Genomic DNA, 22,099 nt, shown 5'->3' with positions numbered 1-22,099 from the left:
GCGGGCCATCATCGCGGATGCACTCTGCCACCTCCGGCCCCACCCCGTGCGGACGGCGGGACGGGACGAGCCGCGCAGGGTGGCCCCGGGGGCGGAGGAGGGCTGCGGGAGTGGATGATGGCGCGGTGAGCGACGTGAAGCCGTACGACGCCGTCCTGCTGCAGTCCTTCGGCGGGCCGGAGGGTCCCGACGACGTGATGCCGTTCCTCGAGAACGTGACGCGTGGCCGGGGCATCCCCCGCGAACGCCTCGAGGACGTGGCCCAGCACTACCTCCACTTCGGCGGCAAGAGCCCCATCAACGACCAGAACAAGGAACTGCTGGCCGCGCTGCGGGCCGAGTTCGACGCGCGCGGTCTGGGCGACCTCCCCCTGCTGTGGGGCAACCGGAACTGGGAGCCGTACGTCACCGACGTGCTGCGCGCCGCGCACGAGGACGGCGCCCGGAAGGTCCTGACGGTCTTCACCAGCGCCTACTCCTCGTACTCCAGCTGCCGGCAGTACCGCGAGGACCTCGGCAAGGCCCTGGGGGTGCTGGCCGAGGAGGGCCGCAGCCTCGAGGTCGACAAGATCCGGCACTACTTCAACCACCCGGCCTTCGTCGACGTGAACGCCGCCGCCGTCGCCGACGCGGTGGAGCGGCTGCCCGAGGACGCGCGGGCGAGTGCCCGTGTGGTCTTCGTCACCCACAGCATCCCCGACGCCATGAACGACGTCTCGGGCCCGCCGGCGGCCGGCGGTGGGGCCTACGTCCGCCAGCACCTCGACGTGGCCGGCGAGGTCGCCCGCCGCGCCTCCGAGCGCCTCGGCCGCGAGCTGGCGTGGGACCTCGCCTACTGCTCGCGCAGCGGCCCGCCCAGTCAGCCCTGGCTCGAGCCGGACGTCAACGACCACCTGCGCGCGCTGCACGCGGACGGCGTCCCGGGCGTCGTCGTGGCCCCCATCGGCTTCGTCAGCGACCACATGGAGGTCAAGTTCGACCTCGACACCGAGGCCGCGGAGACGGCCGGGGAGATCGGGTTGCCGTTCGCCCGGGCCGCGACCGTCGGCGCCACGTCCCAGTTCGTCGCCGGCCTCGTCGACCTCGTCGAGGAGCGGGCCGCCCAGGCCCGCGGTGAGGAGCCCGAGCGCCCGGTGGCCGGTGGGCTGCCGCCCTCGCACACCGTGTGCCCCGTGGACTGCTGCCGGAACCTGCGCGCGTCCGTGCCGGCCGCGACGGGCGAGGACTGGCGCGCGCCCGTCCCGGCCGGGTCCTGAGCCGTGGAGCAGCCCCCGACCGCCGAGCTGCGGCGGCTGGCCGTCGAGGTCGCCACCGCGGCCGGTGAGCTGATCTCGGCCGGCCGCCCCGACCGCGTCGAGGTGGCCGCGACGAAGTCGAGCCCGACCGACGTCGTCACCGCCATGGACACCGCCTCCGAGCAGTTGCTGCGCCAGCGTCTGCGCGCCGCCCGCCCGCACGACGGGCTGCTGGGCGAGGAGGAGGGCTACGAGGCGGGCAGCAGCGGGCTCACCTGGGTGGTCGACCCCATCGACGGGACGGTCAACTACCTCTACGGGTTGCGCTCCTACGCCGTGAGCGTCGCCGTGGTCTCCCACGACCCGGCCGGGCCCCCGGACCCGGACTCCTGGACGGTGCTGGCCGCGGCCGTCGTCGACCCCTCGGCGGGGGAGACGTGGTCGGCCGGCGCAGGTGCCGGTGCGACGCTGACCGACGCCCGCGGGGTGCACCCGCTGCACGCCGGCGCCGGCCCGGACCTCGGGCAGGCGCTCGTGGCGACGGGCTTCGGCTACCACGCGGCCCGCCGGGCCGAGCAGGCCGCCGTCGTGGCGCGGCTGCTGCCGCAGGTGCGCGACCTGCGCCGGATCGGCACGGCCTCGCTGGACCTGTGCGCCGTGGCCGCGGGCCGCGTCGACGCCTACTACGAGCTCGGGCTCAACCCCTGGGACTTCGCCGGCGGCTGGCTCGTGGCCCGGGAGGCCGGAGCCCTCGTCACGGACTTCGCCGGCGGGGCGGCCGGGACGCACGGCCTCATCGCGGCCGGCGCCGGGTTGCACCCCGTCCTGCGCGAGACGCTCGGCCTGGGCTGAGGCCCGCACGACGCGCAAGAGCCTGACCCTCCACCGGAGGGTCAGGCTCTTCGTCGGTCCCGCGGGAAGCGGAAGGGGTCAGGCAGGCGCGCACTCCGCAGCGGCGTGCACGTCGGCGCGCTGGTCGGTGGAGCGGACGTCGACGACGGTCCGCCCGGGCTGGCTGGCCAGGTAGGCGACGGTGTCGGGCAGCGCCACGTCGTGCGCGGTGGCGAGGTCCACGAGGGCCTCGAGGTCGTCCAGCAGAGCCTGGGCGAGGTCGTCGTCACCGGCGGCGGCGGCGGAGTCGATGGTCGCGCGCGTGCGCTGGACGCGGTCGGACAGCTCGGCCACGAACGTGGGCGAGGTCTCTACGGACGTGCTGGGTTCGTGCACGGGCACGGCACCTCCCTGCGGGGCGTCGGGAGCTCCTCTCGGCCGTGCGCTCCGTCCCGGGCGCGGGGCGCGGGACGGACGACCGGATCGGCGGGGACGCGAGCACACTACGGCTCGGCGGCCGCTCGTCCAACTCCCAGGGTGTCCCGGCTGTGGACAGCCCCCCGAACGGCGGTACCGAGGGCCGGTGCTGCGAAAGCCGTTGCCGGAGCGCGGAAGTGACGTACGTGACACCTGGTTCCCGGACGTTGACCCGTTCGGGTGGTCCCGGCCCTGGGGGGTTGCGGCGCGACACGCGACCCGCCCCCGTTCGAGTCCGGGCCGCGGGTAGGTCATGATGCGTGCTCGCTCGCGCTCAGCGCGGGGGGACGCAGGGGGCGGGGAGGGACTGGTCCCGGGCATGGATCGGGCGGTCGGGGCGTTGTCCCCGCCGCACCGGGGACCCGGTGCCGGCACGACGCGCGGGAACCGGCGGAAGAAGCAGGAAGACCAGCACGTCCTGCAGGACGAGGACGACGGACGCCGAGAAGGCATGGAGTGTGAGGCGAGGTCATGGCGACCGACTACGACGCACCGCGCAAGAACGACGACGAGCTGAACGAGGACTCCATCGAGGAGCTCAAGGCCCGTCGCACCGACAAGAGCTCGGGCGCCGTCGACGAGGACGAGACGGAGGCGGCCGAGGGCTTCGAGCTGCCGGGCGCGGACCTGTCCAACGAGGAGCTGTCGGTGCGGGTCCTCCCGCGTCAGCAGGACGAGTTCACGTGCACCAGCTGCTTCCTCGTGGTGCACCGCAGCCAGCTGCACGACTCCGGCGACGGGAAGATCATCTGCAACGACTGCGCCGCCTGATCTCGGCGGCCAGGCGCTGCGGGCGGCGGGTCGACACCACCCAGTAGGGGGTGGGGTCGGCCGGGTCGTCCAGGTGGATCCGCACGGCGGGTCCGATCCAGGACCGGATCGCGAGGTGGGCCCGGGCGTCGAGCCCGGGCCCCAGCGCGGTCCGGCGCTCCCGGCGGGCGATGACGTCCACCCCGGAGACCACGGACAGCGGCAACGTCGCCCGTCCCACCCGGAACTCCGTCTCGGTCAGCCGCGTGGTCCACGACAGGCTCAGCAGGACCCCGACGGCCAGCACGGCCCCCACGACCGCGCCCACGAGGGCTCCCTGCGTCCCCCAGATCGGCAGCGCCACGAGCGCGCCCCCGACGACGGCGGGCAGCCAGGACAACCACGACGTGACCGCCGGCCACCACGTCTCACGGCCGTCCCAGGCCGTGTCGCCCCGCACGGGTCCCTCGGACGGCTGCGGGGACGGGGAGGGGCTGGTCGCGCTCGACACGAGCCCAGGGTCGCACGCGCGTGCGGCGCGGTGGACCGGGACGTTGACCGGGACGTTGACCGGGACGTCGACCGGGACGTCGGCCGGCCCGTGGACCGGGGCGGGACCGCACGGCCCGTGACGGGTAGGGTCGAGCCCCGTGACCGACGCGTTCCCGCAGGCCGAGGCGGTTCCGGCACCCCTGCCGGTGCCCGTGCTCCTGGCCGTCCCGCAGGCCCTGCCGACGTACGCCCACGCCGGCGACGCCGGCGCCGACCTCACGACGCGCGTCGACGTGGTCGTCGGGCCGGGGGAGCGCGTGACGGTGCCGACCGGGGTCTCGCTCGCGCTGCCCGACGGGCACGTCGCCTTCGTCGTCCCGCGCTCGGGCCTGGCCGCCAAGCGCGGTCTGACCGTCCTGAACTCGCCCGGGACGGTGGACGCCGGGTACCGCGGCGAGGTGCGCGTCACGCTGCTCAACACCGACCTGCGCGAGGCCGTCGAGCTGCGGGCGGGCGACCGCGTGGCCCAGGTCGTCGTCCAGCGCGTCGAGCGCGTCCAGTTCCTGCCCGTCCAGGAGCTGCCGGTCTCCGCCCGCGGCGAGGGCGGCCACGGCTCCACGGGTGGCAGCGACGCCCTGGTGAGCACCGCCCCCTTCCCCACCACCACCACTCCCGAGGAGCGACCGTGAGCCTGTTCCGCCGCCGCAAGGTCGCCGAGACCACCCCGAGCGACCCCGCGACCGGACCGTCGACCGACGCCGACGCCACGACCTCGGTGACCACCGCCGAGGCCGGTGCCGAGCCCGCCACGGCGTCCTCGGGTGTCGTGGACGACCCCGAGGCCCGCGCGGCCGCCGAGGCCGACGCGCCGGCGAAGGCGCAGCCCGCGCCGGAGGCGTTCGACCGCTCCGCGGGGCCGTTCGACGTCTCCGAGGTCGACGAGGCGGAGGACCGCCTCGCCCTCGGGGGTCTGCGGCTGGTGGGGCGCGAGGGCATGGAGCTGCGCTTCGAGGTCGAGGAGGGTTCCGGCCGCGTCATCGCCGTCACCGTCGGGCTGAACGGGTCCACCGTGCAGCTGCAGGCGTTCGCCGCCCCGCGCTCGAGCGGGGTCTGGGACGAGATCCGCGCCGAGATCGCCGAGGCGGTCGTCCAGCAGGGCGGGGCGGCCGACGAGCAGGACGGCCCGCTCGGCCGGGAGCTGCTGTGCCGCCTGCCGGTGCGGACCGAGGACGGTCGCACGGCCCACCAGCCGGCGCGTTTCGCCGGCGTCGACGGTCCGCGCTGGTTCCTGCGCGCCGTGTTCAGCGGGCCCGCCGCGCACGACGCGTCCGCGGCCGCGGAGCTGGAGGGCGTCGTGCGCAAGACGGTCGTCGTCCGCGGCGACGAGGCCATGGCCCCCCGCGAGCTCATCGCGCTGGCCCTGCCCGAGCAGCCGGCCCCCTCGGAGGACCCGGCGCAGGAGGCCTCGGGCCGCGACGACCTCAACCCGTTCGAGCGCGGCCCCGAGATCACCGAGGTCCGCTGACCGCGGGCGTCCGCCGCCGCTGCCCGCAACCCCGCGGAACACCGTCCCGGGGATTGACGTTGAACCTCGCAGGCGACCGGGAGGGCCTACTGTGAGTGCCGTGTCGAAGTCCTCAGTGCTGGGCGCGCCCCTGTGGCGCCGTGCTCTGGCGCGGTTCACCGCGTCGAACTCCGACCTCGCCGCCGAGGAGGCCCAGGAGGACGCGGTCCGCAACGGCGGGACCCCGTGCGGCCAGGTGCCCGACCGCACCCGTGCGTGCGTCTGCGGGACGCTGCGCTCGGTGACCCTGCGTCCCCGTGGGGGCGTCCCCGCGCTCGAGGCCGAGCTGTTCGACGGCTCCGGCTCGGTCCAGCTCGTCTGGCTGGGGCGCCGGCGCATCGCGGGGGTCGAGCCCGGGCGCCGGGTCAAGGCCAAGGGGCTCGTCGCCTGCGACGACGGCCAGCGGGTGATCTTCAACCCGGTCTACGAGCTCGTGTGCGCCGAGAAGGCCGAGGCGTAGTGGCGGACGCCGCCGCCGGGTCCACGCCGTCCACCGCGCCCGAGGGCCCGCAGACCGTCGAGGAACTCGTCCGGTTGCGCCTGTCGACGGCGCTGGGGGGGTGGCGCGGGCTGCTGGACTCCGCCGTCGCGCCGCTCGCCTTCCTCATCGCCTGGCTCGCCACGAGCGACCTCCGGGTCTCGGTCGGCGCGTCGCTGGCGGTCATGCTCGTCGCGCTCGTCGTGCGCGTCGCCCGCCGCGAGACGGTGCAGTTCGCGCTCGGCAGCATCCTCGTGACGGCGGTCGCCGCCTTCGTCGCCTCCCGCACCGGCCGGGCGCAGGACGTGTTCCTGCCGGGGATCCTGCTCAACCTCGCCCTCGCGGTGGCCTTCGCGGTGTCGATGCTCACCCGCTGGCCCGTCGTGGGGTTCCTCGTCGGGGCCGTCACCGAGGAGCCGACCGCGTGGCGCCGGGACCGCGGCATCGTCGCGCTGTGCCAGAAGCTGACCGCGCTCCTGCTGGCCGGGTACGTCCTGCGGGTGGCGGTCCAGCTGCCGCTGTACCTGACCGACAACACCACCGGTCTGGCCGTCGCGAAGCTCGCGCTGGGCTGGCCGCTGCTCCTGCTGGGGCTCGTCGTCGCCGGCGCGATGCTCCTGAAGGGACGCACCCCGCTCCAGGTGCGGTGAGGCTCACCTACCTGGGCCTGTTACCTTCTGCGCGTGGGTGGGAAGAAGAAGGACCTCTGGCCGAAGTCCAAGTGCTGCGAATCCAAGGACAAGTGCCGGCGGTGCCCGCTGCGGATGCTCAAGGAGGGCACCATGCCCGAGGGGTGGACCGTGAAGCGCCGCCGGCTGGTCAAGGTCGACTGACCTGCGTGGCGAGCACGTCGGTGACGACGTGCCCCAGCGCGAGTCCACGCCGTTCGAAGCGCGTCTGCGGTCGCCACGCGGGCCGTGACCGGTCGGCGGACACCTCGAACCGCGGGTCGGCGCCGATCACCTCGACCATCTGCTCGGCGTAGGGCTCCCAGTCGGTCGCGCAGTGCAGGGTGCCGCCCGGGGCGAGCCGGTCGGCCACGAGCGCCACGAAGTCCGGCTGCACGAGCCGGCGCTTGTGGTGGCGCGCCTTGGGCCACGGGTCGGGGAAGTACACGCGCACCCCGGCCAGCGCCCCGGGGGTGATGCGCGCGTCCAGCAGTTCGCGGCCGTCGCCCTCGAGCAACCGGACGTTCTCCACGCCGTGCTCCACGAGGCCCTGCAGCAGCGCACCGATGCCCGGGGTGTGCACCTCGGCCGCGACGACGTTCGTGCCCGGATCGGCCTGGGCCATCGCGAGCGTCGCGTCGCCCATCCCCGACCCGATCTCGAGCACGACGGGGTGGTCGTCACCGAACAGGTGCTGCAGGTCCAGCCGACCCGGACCCGCCGGCACCGCGTAGCGCGGCAGGTGCGTGGCGAGCGCCTCCGTGCGCTCGACCCCCATCCGTCCCCGGCGCAGCTTGTACGACTGCAGGGGCGTGCCGGCGGGGACGGGGGAGGCGCTCACCACTCCATTCTCGGGCACGGGCGGGGGTGGCTCAGTCGTCGCCGAGAGCGGCCAGGAGGCGTTCGAGGGCGGGCAGGGCGGCGGCGAGGGTGGTGCGGTCGGCGGTGTCCAGGCGTTCCAGAGCGAGTTCCAGCGTCCGCGCGCTCGCCGCGTCGTAGCGGCGCAGCAGGTCGCGGGCGTGGTCGGTGGCGCTGACCTCGACGGCGCGCCCGGCGCCGGGGGAGCGGTCGACGAGGCCGGTGCTCGACAGGGTCCGCAGCAGGTTGCTGACGGTGGGCCGGGCCAGCCGCAACCGGTCCGCGAGACCGCTCGGGCTCTGCGCGCCCTGCCCGGCCAGCACCCGCAGCAGTTCCACCTGCGCCTCGGGCAGGTCCGGCAGCGCGGCGAGGTCGCGGCTGCGGCGCAGCACGGTGCGCCGCAGCGGTCCCAGCAGCGGGCCGAGCCGGCGGGCCGTCCCCGCTGCGGACGGGACACCGGACGTGGGGGAGGTCACGCGCCCATCCTGCCCGCTCGGGTTGCCCCCCTGAGTTTTGTCAGCAAAATAGACCGCATGACGACCACCGACGTCCCCGTCACGACCACTGTCGAACACCCCGCGCCCCCGCAGGACCTCTCGGGCATCGTGGGGCACCGCTTCGTCTACACCTACGCCAACGGCTGGCAGTACGAGATGTACGTCAAGAACGCCACGACCATCGACTACCGCATCCACTCGGGCATGGTCGGCGGACGCTGGGTCAAGGACCAGGCCGTCGACCTGGTGCAGCTCGACGAGGACGGCTTCAAGGTGTCCTGGAACGAGCCGACCGGCACGTCCGTCGTGGTCGACGTCATGCCGCAGCGCCGCCGCCTGCACGGCACGATCTTCTTCCCGCGCTGGGTCGAGGAGGACGGCTCCAGGACCGTCCTCTTCCAGAACGACCACCTCGACCGCATGCGCGCCTTCCGCGACGCCGGGCCCACCTACCCGATCCACGTCGTGCCCGAGTTCGCCCGCATCACCCTCTTCGAGCACGTCGGTGTCGACGACGAGTCGGTCATCTCCGTCGCGCCGGGCGACCTCGACCCGGAGTTCCTGCAGCGGACGAACTGACCCGACGAACCGACACCATCCGACGATGGCAGGTTTCCTGTCAGTGCCCTACCGTGGGCCCGCCACCGCAGAACCCCCGGAGGAACCGTGAGCACCCCCGCACCCGAACAGCCCGCCGCCCCGGAACTCCGGGCGCCCGACCGCACCCACCGCCTTCCGACGTCCGACGGACTGACGCTCAGCGTGTACGAGTGGGAGGGCGCGGCCGACGCCACGCCCGTCCTGCTGCACCACGGCTTCAGCGCCAGCGCGTTCGTCGAGTGGCCGCGCTCGGGTCTGCCGCAGACGCTGCTGGGGCAGGGCCGGCGCGTCCTGGCGGTCGACGCGCGCGGGCACGGAGCCTCCGACGCCCCGCACGACAACGCCTTCTACGGCGAGGCCCGCATGGCGCAGGACGTCCTCGAGGTCCTCGACGCGCTCGGCCTGCCGCAGGTCGACCTCGTGGGGTACTCGATGGGGTCCGTCGTGTCCCTCCTCGTCGCGGCCGGGCACTCCGACCGCTTGCGCCGCCTCGTCGTGGGTGGGGTCGGGGCCGGCGTGGTCGAACTCGGCGGCGTGGACACCCGGGCCCTGCCCGCGTCCGAACTCGCCCGGGCGCTGCGCGCGGCGGACCCGGGTGACCTCGGTGACGACCTGCTCCAGGGGTTCCGCGCGTTCGCGGCCTCGACGGGCAACGACCTCCTGGCCCTGGCCGCACAGGCCGACGTCGCGCACGCCTCCCCGATCGACCTGGCCTCGATCGCGGTGCCCACCCTCGTCGTGGCCGGCGACGAGGACCCCCTGGCCGTGCGGCCGCAGGTGCTGGCCGACGCCGTTCCCGGCGCCCGCGTCCAGCTGGCCTCCGGGGACCACGCGACGGTGTTCAGCGACCCCCGGTTCGCGCAGGGGATCGTCGCCTTCCTCCAGCCCTGACCGGTGCCGCGTCGGCGGCGCCGACGTAGCGGGCCAGGTGCTCGCCCGTCAGCGTCGCCCGCGCGGCCACCAGGTCGGCCGGTGTGCCCTCGAAGACGACCGTGCCGCCGTCGTGGCCGGCTCCCGGCCCGAGGTCGACGATCCAGTCGGCGTGGGCCATGACGGCCTGGTGGTGCTCCACGACGAGCACCGACGTGCCGGCGTCGACGAGCCGGTCCAGCAGCGCCAGCAGGTGCGCCACGTCCGCCAGGTGCAGGCCGGTCGTGGGTTCGTCCAGGACGAGCACCCCGCCCGTCGTGCCCGTGTGCAGGGCGAGCTTGAGCCGTTGGCGTTCCCCGCCGGACAACGTGGTGAGCGGCTGCCCCAGCGTCAGGTAGCCGAGCCCGACGTCGGCCAGCCGTGCCAAGACGGTGTGCGCGGCCGGGACGCGCGAGGGGCCGGCCGCGAAGAACTCCACGGCCTCCTCGACGGGCATCGCCAGCACCTCGGCGATGTTCCTGCCGGCCAGGCGGAGTTCGAGCACCGACGCCTGGAAGCGGCGGCCCTCGCAGTCCTCGCAGGTCGTGGCGACGCCGGCCATGACGGCGAGGTCGGTGTAGACGACGCCCGCGCCGTTGCACGTGGGGCAGGCCCCCTCCGAGTTCGCGCTGAACAGTGCGGGTTTCACGCCGTTCGCCTTCGCGAACGCCTTGCGCACCGGCTCGAGCAGCCCGGTGTACGTGGCCGGGTTGCTGCGGCGCGAGCCGCGGATCGGGCTCTGGTCCACGGTGACGACACCGTCGAGCCCGGACACCGATCCGCGGACGAGGGAGCTCTTGCCCGACCCGGCGACGCCGGTCAGGACCAGCAGCACCCCCAGCGGCAGGTCGACCGAGACGTCCCGCAGGTTGTTCGTCGACGCGCCGCGCACCGGCAGGAACCCCGTCGGCGTGCGCACCGCGGCCTTGAGCTGCGCGCGGTCGTCGACGTGCCGGCCGGTGACCGTCCCGCTGGCCCGCAACCCCTCGAAGCTCCCCTCGTAGCAGACCGTCCCGCCGGCCGACCCCGCCCCGGGGCCGAGGTCGACGACGTGGTCGGCGACGGCGAACACCTCGGGTTTGTGCTCGACCACGAGGACGGTGTTCCCCTTGTCGCGCAACCGCAGCAGCAGGTCGTTCATGCGGGTGACGTCGTGCGGGTGCAGGCCCGTGGTCGGCTCGTCGAACACGTACGTGGTGTCGGTGAGCGCGGAGCCCAGGTGGCGCACCATCTTCACGCGCTGGGCCTCCCCGCCCGACAACGTGCCCGCGGGCCGTTCCAGCGACAGGTACCCCAGGCCGATCTCGACGAACGCCTCGAGCACGCCCCTCAGGTTCTCCAGCAGCGGGGCGACGGAGGGTTCGTCCAGCCCGCGCACCCAGTCCAGGAGGTCGGTGACCTGCATCCGGCAGGCGTCGGCGATGCTCACCCCGCCGATGCGGGCGTTCCGGGCGCCCTCGGCCAGGCGCGTGCCGTCGCAGTCGGGGCACGTGGTGAACGTCGCGAGCCGTTCGACGAAGGCGCGCACGTGCGGCTGCAGGGCGTCGACGTCCTTGGACAGCATCGACTTGCGGACCTTCGGCACGAGTCCCTCGTAGGTGACGTTGATGCCGTCGACCTTGATGCGGACCGGCTCGGCGTACAGGAACGCGTCGAGCTCCTCCTGCGTGAACTCCCCGACGGGCTTGTCGCAGGAGAAGAACCCGCACCCGTTGTAGATCCGCCCGTACCAGCCGTCCATCGAGTAGCCCGGCACCTTGATGGCGCCGTCGTTGATGGACGTCGACGCGTCGTACAGCTCGCTGAGGTCGAGGTCGTCGACGGTGCCGCGGCCCTCGCAGCGCGGGCACATCCCCCCCGTGCGCGACCAGTCGGCCACGACCTTCTTCTGGCCCGCGCCCTTGGCGACCGTCATCGCGCCCTTGGCGCTCACGGAGGCGACGTTGAAGGAGAACGCCTGCGGGCCCCCCACGTGCGGTTCGGCCAGGCGGCTGAAGAGGATGCGCAGCAGGGCGTTCGCGTCGGTCGCCGTCCCCACGGTCGAGCGGACGTCCCCACCCATCCGCTGCTGGTCGACGATGATCGCCGTCGTCAGGCCGTCGAGGACGTCGACGTCGGGACGGCCGAGCGCGGGCATGAACCCCTGGACGAAGGTGGAAAACGTCTCGTTGATCATGCGCTGCGACTCCGCGGCGATGGTGCCGAACACCAGGGAGCTCTTGCCCGAGCCCGAGACCCCGGTGAACACCGTGAGCCGCCGCTTGGGCAGGTCGACGCTCACGTCACGCAGGTTGTTCTCCCGCGCCCCGTGGACCCGGATCGTGTCGTGCCGGTCGGCGGGGTGCGCGCTCATGGACCGATCCTGCCAGCGGCGTCCGCTGCAGGGGAGCCCCTCAGCCGGCCGCGAGGATCGTGCGCAGCTCCGCCTCGGCGTCCGGGACGGACAGGAACAGCAGGTGGTCGCCCGGTTCGAGGACGTCGTCGGGGCTGGGCGGCAGCGGCCGCTCGGCGCGGACGATCGCGACGAGGACGGTGTCCTCGGGCAGCCGCACCTCCCCGACGGTGCGGCCCAGGACGGGGCTGCCCTCCTCGAGGGTGTACTCGGCCATGGAGGCCTGGCCCTGCTGGAACGTGAACAACCGCACCAGCTCGCCGACGCTCACGGCCTCCTCGACGAGGGCCGTCATGAGCCGTGGCGTCGACACGGCGACGTCCACGCCCCAGGCCTCGTCGAACAGCCACTCGTTCTTGGGGTTGTTCACGCGCGCCACGGTGCGCGGCACGCCGTACTCGGTCTTGGCCAGCAGCGAGACGACGAGGTTGGCCTTGTCGTCGCCCGTGGCGGCCACGACGACGTCGCAGTCGGCCAGCTCGGCCTCGTCGAGGCTGGAGATCTCGCACGCGTCGGCGAGCAGCCACTGCGCGTCCGGGACGCTGGTGATCTTCATGGCCGCGGGGCTGCGGTCGATGAGCAGGACGCGGTGGCCGTTGCCCAGCAGCTCGCGGGCGATGGACCGTCCCACGATCCCGGCCCCGGCGATGACGACGCGCATCAGGCCCCCTCCTCCGGTGCGGCGGCCAGGACGGCCGCGGCGGACGTCGTGCGCTCGTCGGCGACGACGACGTGCACGACGTCGTCCTCCTGGTAGGCCATGCCCTTGACGGGCACGACGCCCTGCCCGAGCCGGGTCAGGTAGGCCACGCGCACACCGGCGGCGGCCTCCAGCGCCGACAGCGGCCGCCCGACCCACCCCTCGTGCACGGGCAGCTCGACGAGCACGACACGCCCGGAGGCGTCGCGGAACTCGCTGAGGGCCCCCTCGGGGACGAGGCGGCGCAGCACCTGGTCCGACGTCCAGCGGACGGTGGCGATCGTGGGGATGCCCAGGCGCTCGTAGACCTCGGCCCGGCCCGGGTCGTAGATGCGGGCCACGACGTTCTCGACGTCGAACTTCTCACGTGCCACCCGCGCGGCGAGGATGTTGGAGTTGTCGCCGGAGGAGACGGCGGCGAAGGCGTCGGCCTCGTGGATGCCGGCCTCGACGAGCGTGTCGTGGTCGAAGCCGACGCCGGTGACCCGGCGACCCGCGAACGTCGGGCCCAGCCGGCGGAACGCGTCGGCGTTCTGGTCGACGACGGCCACGCTGTGCCCCCGCTGCTCGACGGTGAGCGCCAGGCTCGAGCCGACCCGGCCGCAGCCCATGATCACGAAGTGCACGTCCCGAACGCTACCGTCTTGCGCCTACCATCGGCAGACGTGCCCTCTGTGACCGATGCGGTCAAGCGCGTCCTCGTCGGACGACCGTTCCGCAGCGAACGCCTGTCCGAGACGCTCCTCCCCAAGCGCATCGCCCTGCCCGTCTTCGCCTCCGACGCGCTGAGCTCCGTCGCGTACGCCCCCGACGAGATCTTCCTGACGCTCTCGATCGCCGGCATCGCCGCGTACTCCTTCTCCCCGTGGATCACCGTCGGCGTCGTGGTCGTCATGTTCGTCGTCGTCGCCTCCTACCGGCAGAACGTGCACGCCTACCCCTCCGGGGGCGGTGACTACGAGGTCGCCACGGTCAACCTCGGCCCCAACGCCGGGCTGACGGTCGGCAGCGCGCTGCTCGTCGACTACGTCCTGACGGTGGCCGTCTCGATCTCCTCGGGGGCGCAGTACGCGGCCGCGGCGATCCCGGCCCTGCGCGGGCACGAGGCGCTCTTCGCCGTCGCGCTGGTCCTGCTGCTCATGACGGTCAACCTGCGCGGCATCCGCGAGAGCGGGGCGGCCTTCGCCATCCCCACCTACATCTTCATGGCCTCCATCCTGGGGATGGCGGTGTGGGGCTTCGGGCGCCTGCTGTTCGGGGAGCTGCCCAAGGCCCCGAGCGCCGCCTTCAGCCTGACGGCCGAGCACGACATCTCCGGCGGGCTCACGAGCCTGGCGGGGGCCTACCTGGTCCTGCGGGCGTTCTCCTCCGGCGCCGCGGCCCTGACGGGCGTGGAGGCCATCAGCAACGGCGTCCCGGCCTTCCGCAAGCCCAAGAGCAAGAACGCCGCGACGACCCTGCTGCTGCTCGGCCTGACGAGCGTCACCATGCTCGTCAGCATCGTGGCGCTGGCCAACCTCACCGGTGTCCGCTTCGCCGAGGACCCCGAGCACCAGCTGCTGCGCAACGGGACGCCGGTGGGCAGCAGCTACGTGCAGGACCCGGTCATCGGCCAGCTCGCCGCGACGATCTTCGACCACTTCCCGGTCGCGTTCTACGTCGTGACGGCCGCCACCGGGGTCATCCTCGTGCTGGCCGCCAACACCGCGTTCAACGGGTTCCCCGTGCTCGGCTCGATCCTGGCCCGCGACGGCTTCCTGCCCAAGCAGCTGCACACCCGCGGGGACCGGCTCGCGTTCTCCAACGGGATCATCGCCCTCGCCGTGGCGGCGATCGTCCTCATCCTCGCCTTCGACGCCGAGGTGACCCGGCTCATCCAGCTCTACATCGTCGGCGTCTTCGTCTCGTTCACCATGAGCCAGACGGGCATGATCCGGCACTGGAACCGGCACCTGCGGACCGAGACCGACCCCGCGGCGCGCGCCCGCATGCGCCGCTCCCGCGTCATCAACTGCATCGGCCTCGGTCTGACCGCGACGGTCCTGGTCATCGTCCTGCTGACGAAGTTCACCCAGGGGGCGTGGATCGCGATCCTCGCCATGGTCGTCGTCTTCGTGAACATGAAGCTCATCCGGCGCCACTACGGCAACGTCAGCCGCGAGATCGAGGTCGCGCCCGACGCCAAGGCCAAGGCGCTGCCCACGGGGGTGCGGGGCGTCGTCCTGGTCTCCAAGATCCACAAGCCGACGCTGCGGGCCCTCGCGTTCGCCCGCGCCGCCAAGCCGACCGACCTGCAGGCCGTCACGGTGGCGGTCGACCCCGAGGAGACGGCGGCGCTGCAGCAGCGCTGGGAGGCCCTCGGCGTCCCCGTGCCCTTGACCGTCCTGGACTCCCCGTACCGGGAGATCACCCGGCCGGTCGTGGAGCACGTCAAGGCGCTGCGGGCGCGCTACCCGCGCGACCTCGTCATCGTCTACGTGCCCGAGTACGTCGTCGGGCACTGGTGGGAGACGTTCCTGCACAACCAGTCCGCACTGCGGCTGCGGGCCCGGCTGCGCTACCAGCCCGGCGTCATGGTCGCCAGCGTCCCGTGGCAGCTGTCGAGCTCGGCGGGCCAGGAGGACCGGCTGGAACGGCAGGCCCCCGGCACCGTCCGGCGCGGCACCTTCGGCCCGGGTCCCGTCGACCGCGGCCCCGCGGGCACGACCAGCGACACCACCAGCAGCACCGAGGAGACCCCGTGAGCACCCCCGCCCGCCGCCCCACCCGCGCCCGCGGGACCCGTCGGCCCGCTCCGGCAGGACCGGACGCCGTCGACTCCCGTGGCACCGAGCTCGAGCTGGAGGTCGGGCCGGTCGCCCACGGCGGTCACTGCGTGGCCCGGCACGAGGGCCGCGTCGTCTTCGTCCGGCACGCCCTGCCCGGCGAGCGGGTCGTCGCGCGCGTCACCGAGGGGGCCGAGGGCGCCTCGTTCTGGCGCGCCGACGCCGTGCGCGTCCTGGCCGCCGACGCCGACCGCGTCGAACCGCCGTGCCCCGTCGCCGGCCCCGGCCTGTGCGGCGGGTGCGACTTCCAGCACGCCACCCCGGCCCGCCAGCGCACGCTCAAGGCCACCGTCGTCTCCGAGCAGTTCCGCCGCCTCGCCGGCCTGGACGTCGACGTGACGGTCGAGGAGGCGCCCCTGCCGGGAGCGGACGGGGACGGGCTGCGCTGGCGCACCCGCACCCAGTTCGCCGTCGACGCCGAGGGCCGCACGGGTCTGCGGGCGCACCGTTCGCACCAGGTCGTCCCGCTGCAGGACTGCCCGATCAGCACCGAGGCCGTCGTGGGGTCCGGCGTCCTCGGGGCGAGGTTCGGCAACGTCGGCACCGTCGAGGTCGCCGCGGGCTCGGACGGCGCGGCACCGCTGGTCGTCGTCGAGCCGCTGCCCGGCACCCACGCGCACGTCCCGAAGCTGCCGGACGCCTCCGTCGCCGTCCGCACCCCCGAGGGGCTGCACCGCGTCTCGGGACGCACCTGGGTCGGCGAGCGCGTCACCGTGAGGGTGGGGGAGCAGGAGCGCCAGCACGCGTTCCGCGTGGGGGGAGCCGGCTTCTGGCAGGTCCACCCCGCCGCCCCGCGGCTGCTCGGGGAGGCCGTCCTGGCGGCTCTGGCACCGCAGCCGGGCGAGCACGCGCTCGACCTGTACTCCGGCGTCGGGCTGTTCACGGCCCTGCTCGCCGACGCGGTGGGCGCCGACGGGACCGTCCTGGCCGTGGAGGGCGAGGAACGGGCCGTGCGCGACGCGCGCCGGTCGCTGCACGAGCACCCGCAGGTGGAGCTGTGGGCGGGTGCCGTCGAGGAGGCGCTGACCGACGACGAGCTCGCCGGCCGCCGGACCGACCTCGTCGTCCTGGACCCCCCGCGCTCGGGCGCCGGCCGGGCCGTGGTGGACGGGATCGCGGCCCTCGCGCCGCGGGCCGTGGCCTACGTGGCCTGCGACCCCGCGGCCCTGGCCCGGGACACGAAGTTCCTCTCCGGCCACGGGTACCGCCTCGACGGGCTGCGGGCCTTCGACCTGTTCCCGATGACGCACCACGTGGAGTGCGTGGCGCGCTTCGTGCGCTGACGTCGGGGTGGGGAGGGGGTCAGGCGTGCTGGCGCTCGCGGGCGTCGAGACCGTCGAGGGCCTCCAGGACGCTCTCGAGGACGTCGGCGGGGGACTCGCCGCGGATGACGTCGACGACCGCGGCGGGCTCCCACGCGCGGAACACCTCGCGGGTCGAGTGGCGGGGGACGTAGCGCTCGGGGCGGCGGGAGAGCAGGGGCATCGGGACCTCCGGGGCGGGCGGCTGGGGCGTGCCTCCACTGTGCTGACCGAGAGTGACCCGGCTCAAGCCGACTGTGCTGCATCCGTGTGCACCCGACCGAGTGGTCCGTCGCGGTGCGAGACGATCGGGGCGTGAGCGCCCCCTCCCGCTTCCCGCGCAGCGTCTACGGCGAGGGGGAGGAACCGGACCCCCGCTTCAGCCTCGCCAACGAGCGCACGTTCCTCGCCTGGGTCCGCACGGCGCTGGCGCTCCTGGCGGGTGGCGTCGCGCTGGAGGGGCTGGACCTCGCCCTGCAGCCGCAGCTGCGGCTCGCCGCCTCGGTCCTCCTCGTCGTCCTCGGGACGGTCACCGCCGGGCAGGCCTGGCGCGGCTGGGCCCGCGACGAGCGGGCCATGCGCCGCGGGGAACCGCTCGCGTCGCCGTCGCTGGCGGCGCCGCTGACGGTCGGGGTCGGCCTGGCGGGAGTGCTCGTCCTGCTGGGTCTGGTCCTGCGGTGACCGGCCGGTTCGACGCGGGGCTGCAGCCGGAGCGGACGGCGCTGGCGTGGCGGCGGACGGCGCTGGCCGTCCTCGTCGGCTCGGCCCTGCTCGGCCGGTTGCTGGCGCCCCGGTTCGGAACGGCGGCGCTCGTCCTGGCGGTCGCGGGCTGCGGGGCGGGGGCGGCGCTGCACGTCGCCGCGGGCGCCCGGGGGCGGCGGACGGTGCGCGCGCTGCTGCGGGACGGGCACCTGCGGGCCGGGCCCGGCGCGGGTCTGCTGGCCGCGACGGCCGGTGTCGCGGTGCTCCTGGGCGTGTCCGCGACGGTGCTGGTGCTCTCGGCCACCCACAGTGGTATCTTGACGTCGAGATAAATGGTCGCGAGGGTCCACCCCGCGGGTCGGTCCCACCACTGACGGTGGGACCATCGAGCACGGCAAGGACGGCGGCGCGGTGCGACGCGACGACGTCGGACGACGAGTGAGGAGCTCCCGGTGAGCAGCCACAACAGCTTCGAAGCCAAGGCTACCCTAACAGTGTCCGGGACGGACTACACGATCTTCCGCCTCGACAAGGTCGAGGGTGCGGCGACGCTGCCGTTCAGCCTGAAGGTCCTCCTGGAGAACCTGCTGCGCACCGAGGACGGCGCCAACATCACGGCCGACCACATCCGCGCCCTCGGCGGCTGGAACCCCGACGCCGAACCGGACACCGAGATCCAGTTCACGCCGGCGCGCGTCATCATGCAGGACTTCACCGGCGTGCCCTGCATCGTCGACCTCGCCACCATGCGCGAGGCCGTCGGTGCCCTCGGCGGGGACCCGACGAAGGTCAACCCGCTGGCGCCGGCCGAGCTCGTCATCGACCACTCGGTCATCGCCGACGTCTTCGGCCGCCCCGACGCGTTCGAGCAGAACGTCGAGATCGAGTACGGCCGCAACCGCGAGCGCTACCAGTTCCTGCGCTGGGGCCAGACGGCGTTCGACGACTTCAAGGTCGTCCCGCCGGGCACCGGGATCGTGCACCAGGTGAACATCGAGCACCTCGCGCGCGTGGTGTTCCCGCGCCAGGTGGGCTCGGAGCTGCAGGCCTACCCCGACACCCTGGTGGGCACCGACTCGCACACCACGATGGTCAACGGCCTCGGCGTCCTCGGCTGGGGCGTCGGCGGCATCGAGGCCGAGGCGGCCATGCTCGGCCAGCCCGTCTCGATGCTCATCCCGCGCGTCGTCGGCTTCAAGCTGTCGGGTGCCATCCCGGCCGGTGCGACCGCGACCGACGTCGTCCTGACGATCACCGAGATGCTGCGCAAGCACGGCGTCGTCGGCAAGTTCGTGGAGTTCTACGGCGAGGGCGTCGCCTCGGTGCCGCTGGCCAACCGCGCCACCATCGGGAACATGAGCCCCGAGTTCGGCTCCACCGCAGCGATCTTCCCGATCGACGACGTCACCCTCGACTACCTGCGCCTGACCGGCCGCAGCGACGAGCAGGTCGCGCTCGTCGAGGCGTACACCAAGGAGCAGGGCCTCTGGCACGACCCCTCGGTCGAGGCGAAGTACTCCGAGTACCTCGAGCTGGACCTGTCCACCGTCGTCCCGAGCATCGCCGGCCCCAAGCGCCCGCAGGACCGCATCGTCCTCGACGACGCCAAGGCGGCGTTCCGCGCCGCCCTCGGCGACTACGTGACGCCGGAGTCCGCGCAGGACGAGGCGCTGGCCGAGACGTTCCCCGCCTCCGACGCGCCGACCGCCAGCGGCAGCAACGCCGGCGGCGAACCGCACGCGCCGGGCAAGGCCAGCGGCCGCCCGTCGAACCCGGTGGCCCTGACGATGGCCGACGGCACGCAGACCGAGATCGACCACGGCGCCGTCGCGATCGCGTCGATCACCAGCTGCACAAACACCTCGAACCCCTCGGTCATGGTCGCGGCCGCGCTGCTGGCCAAGAACGCCGTCGAGAAGGGCCTGACCCGCAAGCCGTGGGTCAAGACGTCGCTGGCCCCCGGGTCCAAGGTCGTCACCGACTACTACGACAAGGCCGGGCTCACCCCGTACCTGGAGAAGCTCGGGTTCCACCTCGTCGGCTACGGCTGCGTCACCTGCATCGGGAACTCCGGCCCGCTGCCCGAGGAGGTCTCGGCGGCCGTCCAGCAGAACGACCTCGCCGTCACCGCCGTGCTGTCGGGGAACCGGAACTTCGAGGGCCGGATCAACCCGGACATCAAGATGAACTACCTGGCCTCCCCGCCGCTCGTCATCGCGTACGCGCTCGCCGGCACCATGGACTGGGACGTCGAGAACGACCCGATCGGGCAGGACGAGTCCGGCCAGGACGTGTTCCTGCGCGACATCTGGCCCGACGCGGCCGAGGTCGAGCGGGTCATCGGCGAGGCCATCAGCAAGGACATGTTCGTCAAGGACTACGCCGACGTCTTCGCCGGTGACGAGCGCTGGCAGGGTCTGCCGACGCCCGAGGGCGACACCTTCGACTGGGACGCCGACTCGACCTACGTCCGCAAGCCCCCGTACTTCGAGGGCATGCAGGCCGAGCCGTCGCCCGTCAGCGACATCTCCGGCGCCCGCGTCCTCGCGCTGCTCGGCGACTCGGTGACGACCGACCACATCTCCCCGGCCGGTTCCATCAAGCCCGACAGCCCGGCCGGTGTGTACCTGTCCGAGCACGGCGTGGAGCGCCAGGACTTCAACTCCTACGGGTCCCGCCGCGGGAACCACGAGGTGATGATCCGCGGGACCTTCGCGAACATCCGTCTGAAGAACCAGCTGCTGGACGGGGTCTCGGGCGGTTTCACCCGCGACTTCACCGCCGGTGGGGAGCAGACGTCGATCTACGACGCGGCCCAGAACTACGCCGCGCAGGGGACGCCGCTCGTCGTGCTGGGTGGCAAGGAGTACGGCTCGGGTTCCTCCCGTGACTGGGCGGCCAAGGGGACCGCGCTCCTCGGCGTCAAGGCCGTCATCACCGAGAGCTTCGAGCGCATCCACCGCTCGAACCTCATCGGCATGGGCGTCGTCCCGCTGCAGTTCCCGCAGGGGGAGTCGGCGGCCTCGCTCGGCCTCGACGGCACCGAGACGTTCGACATCGCCGGCATCACCGAGCTCAACGAGGGCCGCACGCCCCGCACCGTGAAGGTCACCGCCACCAAGACCGACGGCGGCACCGTGGAGTTCGACGCGGTCGTCCGCATCGACACCCCCGGTGAGGCGGACTACTACCGCAACGGCGGGATCCTGCAGTACGTCCTGCGGTCGCTGACCACCGCCTGATCCCCACCTGCACGCCCGACGGCCGTCCCCCGGAAGGGGGGCGGCCGTCGTCGTCCCCGGACTGTGGTGGGATGCAGCCCGTGCCCGCACCGCCACGCCCCTCCTCCCGGGTGGTCCTACCGCTGTTCGGCGCCCTCGTGGGCGCCCTGCTGTCCTGGACCACGTCCCGCGGCCTCATCGACGACACGTACATCACGCTGGCCTACGCCCGGAACCTGGCCGAGCACTTCCACTGGGGCATGACCCCGGGCATCACGTCGAACGCCGCGACCTCGCCGCTCAACGTCGGGCTGCTGGCGCTGGGGTTCCTCGTCGTGGGGCCCTTCGCCGGCCCGGACGGTGAACTCGCCCTGGGCGTCGTGACGACCGTCCTGGCCGCCGTCGCCGCCGCGTGCGCCGGGCACGTCACCCGGCGGGCGGGGGTGTCGTCCTGGTGGGCCGCCGCGGCCGTCGTCGTCGTGCTGGCGAACCCGCTGCTGGTCTCCGCGGTCGGCCTCGAGGTCGTCCTCGTGTTCACGGCCGTCCTGGCTCTGCTGGCCGCCTCGGTGGCGGGCCGGCCGGCGCTGTACGGCGTCGTGGCCGGCCTGGCCCTGCTGTCCCGCCTCGACACCGTCGTGTTCGTCGTGCTGCTCGCCCTCGTCTCCGGCCCGGTGCTGCGCCGGCTGCACGTCGCGATCGCCACGTGCTGCGCCGTCGCGCTGCCGTGGTTCGCGGTGAGCTGGTGGTTCCTGGGGTCCGCGATCCCGGACACGTTCGTCATCAAGACGAACCAGAAGAACTTCGGGCCCGACCGCACGTACCTGCAGGGGCTGTGGACGCACTACTGGCCCAACACCCCCGTCGCGGTCGGGGTCGGCGTCGCCGGGGCGGTGCTCGGCGTCGTCGTCCTGCTGCTCCTGCTCGTGGGTCTGGTGCGGCGCAGGGACGCCGCGCGCCGCGGCCTCGTGGGCCTGGGCCTGGGCGGTGCCGCGTACTTCGGCGTCTACAGCGTCCTGGGGGTCCCGCCCTACCAGTGGTACTACGTGCCGCCCGCGGCGACGCTGTCGTTCGTCGCCGTCGTCGGGCTGGGGCTGCTGCTGCGGGACCGGGCCCGGCGGGTCGTGCCCGTCGTCACGGCGCTGGCCGCGGTGGGCGGGCTCGCCGCCTCGGTGCCGGCGTCCGCGCTGCCGCTGCCCTGGGCCTACCCGCCGGTGTTCGGGAACTTCGCGACCCCGGCGGAGTACCGGGCGATCGGCGCCGACGTCGGCCGGATCGTCGGCGACCAGCGCGTCACCGCGCCGGGGGAGATCGGGCTGCTGGCGTACTCGTGCGACTGCGAGATCGTCGACCAGTTCTCCGACCCCGCCGTGCTGGAACCCCTCGTCGAGGCCCGCACGGAGGAGGCCGACCCGGTCCTGCGCCAGCTGCTGCGCTGGAACTACGCCCGGCGCGCCCCCGGCCCCGTCCAGCCCGACCCGTGGGTGCTGCGCTGGCGCAGCGCCGCCGTGAAACCCCCGCAGGGTGTCGAGCAGTGGACCACGACGGCCGGGACCTGGCGCACGAAGGACGTGCTGGTCCTGTTCCGCGCCGACGGCTGAG

The 22,099-nt window shown here is 73.7% G+C and carries 24 protein-coding genes; 16 read left to right on the top strand and 8 right to left on the bottom strand.

Going from position 1 to position 22,099, the window contains the following annotated elements; genetic code table 11:
* The first annotated feature begins 125 nt into the window (after window positions 1–125).
* Both AB1207_RS07985 and AB1207_RS07980 read left to right on the top strand, forming a co-directional pair.
* Window positions 126–1,256 (top strand): ferrochelatase, encoded by a 1,131-nt coding sequence (locus AB1207_RS07985; protein WP_367637471.1) that lies wholly within the window; start codon window positions 126–128, stop codon window positions 1,254–1,256.
* Between the two features lie 3 nt (window positions 1,257–1,259).
* Window positions 1,260–2,087 (top strand): inositol monophosphatase family protein, encoded by an 828-nt coding sequence (locus AB1207_RS07980; RefSeq protein ID WP_367637470.1) that lies wholly within the window; start codon window positions 1,260–1,262, stop codon window positions 2,085–2,087.
* Window positions 2,088–2,165: 78 nt separating this feature from the next.
* Here AB1207_RS07980 and AB1207_RS07975 read toward each other — a convergent pair whose 3' ends face one another.
* On the bottom strand, window positions 2,166–2,462 hold the full coding sequence (locus AB1207_RS07975; RefSeq protein WP_367637469.1) for a hypothetical protein: 297 nt from the start codon (window positions 2,460–2,462) through the stop codon (window positions 2,166–2,168).
* Between the two features lie 552 nt (window positions 2,463–3,014).
* Between AB1207_RS07975 and AB1207_RS07970 the strand changes: the two genes are divergently transcribed.
* Entirely contained in the window at window positions 3,015–3,314 is a 300-nt protein-coding gene (locus AB1207_RS07970; RefSeq protein ID WP_367637468.1) for a DUF4193 domain-containing protein, read from the top strand.
* Here AB1207_RS07970 and AB1207_RS07965 read toward each other — a convergent pair.
* On the bottom strand, window positions 3,289–3,804 hold the full coding sequence (locus tag AB1207_RS07965) for a DUF3093 domain-containing protein (RefSeq protein WP_367637467.1): 516 nt from the start codon (window positions 3,802–3,804) through the stop codon (window positions 3,289–3,291). The two genes, AB1207_RS07970 and AB1207_RS07965, sit on opposite strands and share 26 nt — an antisense overlap.
* Before the next feature lie 181 nt (window positions 3,805–3,985).
* On the opposite strand from AB1207_RS07965, the gene dut reads away from it, so the two are divergent.
* From dut to AB1207_RS07940, 5 genes are all read left to right on the top strand, one after another.
* Window positions 3,986–4,474 (top strand): dUTP diphosphatase, encoded by a 489-nt coding sequence (dut, locus tag AB1207_RS07960; RefSeq protein WP_367637834.1) that lies wholly within the window; start codon window positions 3,986–3,988, stop codon window positions 4,472–4,474.
* Window positions 4,471–5,310, top strand: a complete 840-nt coding sequence (locus AB1207_RS07955; protein ID WP_367637465.1) for a DUF3710 domain-containing protein — start codon at window positions 4,471–4,473, stop codon at window positions 5,308–5,310. The genes dut and AB1207_RS07955 overlap by 4 nt, the downstream gene beginning before the upstream one ends.
* Before the next feature lie 91 nt (window positions 5,311–5,401).
* Entirely contained in the window at window positions 5,402–5,809 is a 408-nt protein-coding gene (locus AB1207_RS07950) for an OB-fold nucleic acid binding domain-containing protein (RefSeq protein WP_367637464.1), read from the top strand.
* Window positions 5,809–6,477: a DUF3159 domain-containing protein gene (locus tag AB1207_RS07945; RefSeq protein WP_367637462.1), complete on the top strand. Its 669-nt coding sequence runs from the start codon at window positions 5,809–5,811 to the stop codon at window positions 6,475–6,477. The genes AB1207_RS07950 and AB1207_RS07945 overlap by 1 nt, the downstream gene beginning before the upstream one ends.
* Window positions 6,478–6,510: 33 nt before the next feature.
* Entirely contained in the window at window positions 6,511–6,660 is a 150-nt protein-coding gene (locus AB1207_RS07940) for a hypothetical protein (RefSeq protein ID WP_367637460.1), read from the top strand.
* Here AB1207_RS07940 and trmB read toward each other — a convergent pair.
* Window positions 6,647–7,336: a tRNA (guanosine(46)-N7)-methyltransferase TrmB gene (gene trmB / locus AB1207_RS07935; protein WP_367637459.1), complete on the bottom strand. Its 690-nt coding sequence runs from the start codon at window positions 7,334–7,336 to the stop codon at window positions 6,647–6,649. The genes AB1207_RS07940 and trmB overlap by 14 nt on opposite strands.
* A gap of 31 nt (window positions 7,337–7,367) precedes the next feature.
* Window positions 7,368–7,829 (bottom strand): MarR family winged helix-turn-helix transcriptional regulator, encoded by a 462-nt coding sequence (locus AB1207_RS07930; RefSeq protein ID WP_367637458.1) that lies wholly within the window; start codon window positions 7,827–7,829, stop codon window positions 7,368–7,370.
* A gap of 57 nt (window positions 7,830–7,886) precedes the next feature.
* On the opposite strand from AB1207_RS07930, the gene AB1207_RS07925 reads away from it, so the two are divergent.
* Together AB1207_RS07925 and AB1207_RS07920 are read left to right on the top strand one after the other, a co-directional pair.
* Window positions 7,887–8,429, top strand: coding sequence for a phenolic acid decarboxylase (locus AB1207_RS07925; protein ID WP_367637456.1), 543 nt, complete (start codon window positions 7,887–7,889; stop codon window positions 8,427–8,429).
* A gap of 87 nt (window positions 8,430–8,516) precedes the next feature.
* Window positions 8,517–9,341, top strand: a complete 825-nt coding sequence (locus tag AB1207_RS07920; RefSeq protein WP_367637455.1) for an alpha/beta fold hydrolase — start codon at window positions 8,517–8,519, stop codon at window positions 9,339–9,341.
* Here the strand turns inward: AB1207_RS07920 and AB1207_RS07915 are convergent.
* The 3 genes from AB1207_RS07915 to AB1207_RS07905 are packed head-to-tail and all read right to left on the bottom strand — an operon-like array spanning window position 9,292 to window position 13,077.
* Window positions 9,292–11,712: an ATP-binding cassette domain-containing protein gene (locus tag AB1207_RS07915; RefSeq protein ID WP_367637454.1), complete on the bottom strand. Its 2,421-nt coding sequence runs from the start codon at window positions 11,710–11,712 to the stop codon at window positions 9,292–9,294. The genes AB1207_RS07920 and AB1207_RS07915 overlap by 50 nt on opposite strands.
* 40 nt (window positions 11,713–11,752) lie before the next feature.
* Entirely contained in the window at window positions 11,753–12,412 is a 660-nt protein-coding gene (locus AB1207_RS07910) for a potassium channel family protein (protein WP_366173055.1), read from the bottom strand.
* Window positions 12,412–13,077: a potassium channel family protein gene (locus AB1207_RS07905; RefSeq protein ID WP_367637453.1), complete on the bottom strand. Its 666-nt coding sequence runs from the start codon at window positions 13,075–13,077 to the stop codon at window positions 12,412–12,414. The genes AB1207_RS07910 and AB1207_RS07905 overlap by 1 nt, the downstream gene beginning before the upstream one ends.
* A gap of 39 nt (window positions 13,078–13,116) precedes the next feature.
* Here AB1207_RS07905 and AB1207_RS07900 point away from each other — a divergent pair, with 39 nt between their 5' ends.
* Both AB1207_RS07900 and AB1207_RS07895 read left to right on the top strand, forming a co-directional pair.
* Window positions 13,117–15,195, top strand: a complete 2,079-nt coding sequence (locus AB1207_RS07900) for an APC family permease (protein WP_367637451.1) — start codon at window positions 13,117–13,119, stop codon at window positions 15,193–15,195.
* Window positions 15,192–16,559 (top strand): class I SAM-dependent RNA methyltransferase, encoded by a 1,368-nt coding sequence (locus tag AB1207_RS07895; protein ID WP_367637449.1) that lies wholly within the window; start codon window positions 15,192–15,194, stop codon window positions 16,557–16,559. Before AB1207_RS07900 ends, AB1207_RS07895 begins: the two co-directional genes overlap by 4 nt.
* 19 nt (window positions 16,560–16,578) lie before the next feature.
* Here the strand turns inward: AB1207_RS07895 and AB1207_RS07890 are convergent, their stop codons facing one another.
* Window positions 16,579–16,761 carry a hypothetical protein gene (locus AB1207_RS07890; protein WP_367637448.1) on the bottom strand — a complete coding sequence of 61 codons (183 nt, stop codon included), beginning with the start codon at window positions 16,759–16,761 and terminating at the stop codon, window positions 16,579–16,581.
* Between the two features lie 131 nt (window positions 16,762–16,892).
* Here AB1207_RS07890 and AB1207_RS07885 point away from each other — a divergent pair, with 131 nt between their 5' ends.
* The 4 genes from AB1207_RS07885 to AB1207_RS07870 all read left to right on the top strand — a co-directional run bounded on the left by AB1207_RS07885 (window position 16,893) and on the right by AB1207_RS07870 (window position 22,098).
* On the top strand, window positions 16,893–17,258 hold the full coding sequence (locus tag AB1207_RS07885; protein ID WP_367637447.1) for a YidH family protein: 366 nt from the start codon (window positions 16,893–16,895) through the stop codon (window positions 17,256–17,258).
* Window positions 17,255–17,611, top strand: coding sequence for a DUF202 domain-containing protein (locus AB1207_RS07880; protein ID WP_367637446.1), 357 nt, complete (start codon window positions 17,255–17,257; stop codon window positions 17,609–17,611). Before AB1207_RS07885 ends, AB1207_RS07880 begins: the two co-directional genes overlap by 4 nt.
* Before the next feature lie 120 nt (window positions 17,612–17,731).
* Window positions 17,732–20,521 (top strand): aconitate hydratase AcnA, encoded by a 2,790-nt coding sequence (gene acnA / locus AB1207_RS07875; protein WP_367637445.1) that lies wholly within the window; start codon window positions 17,732–17,734, stop codon window positions 20,519–20,521.
* Window positions 20,522–20,601: 80 nt separating this feature from the next.
* Window positions 20,602–22,098 carry a hypothetical protein gene (locus tag AB1207_RS07870; RefSeq protein WP_367637444.1) on the top strand — a complete coding sequence of 499 codons (1,497 nt, stop codon included), beginning with the start codon at window positions 20,602–20,604 and terminating at the stop codon, window positions 22,096–22,098.
* The last annotated feature ends 1 nt before the right edge of the window (window position 22,099 follow it).

The sequence above is a fragment of the Kineococcus endophyticus genome (genome assembly GCF_040796495.1).
Lineage (GTDB): Bacteria > Actinomycetota > Actinomycetes > Actinomycetales > Kineococcaceae > Kineococcus > Kineococcus endophyticus.
This window is presented reverse-complemented; position numbering and strand designations above follow the sequence as displayed.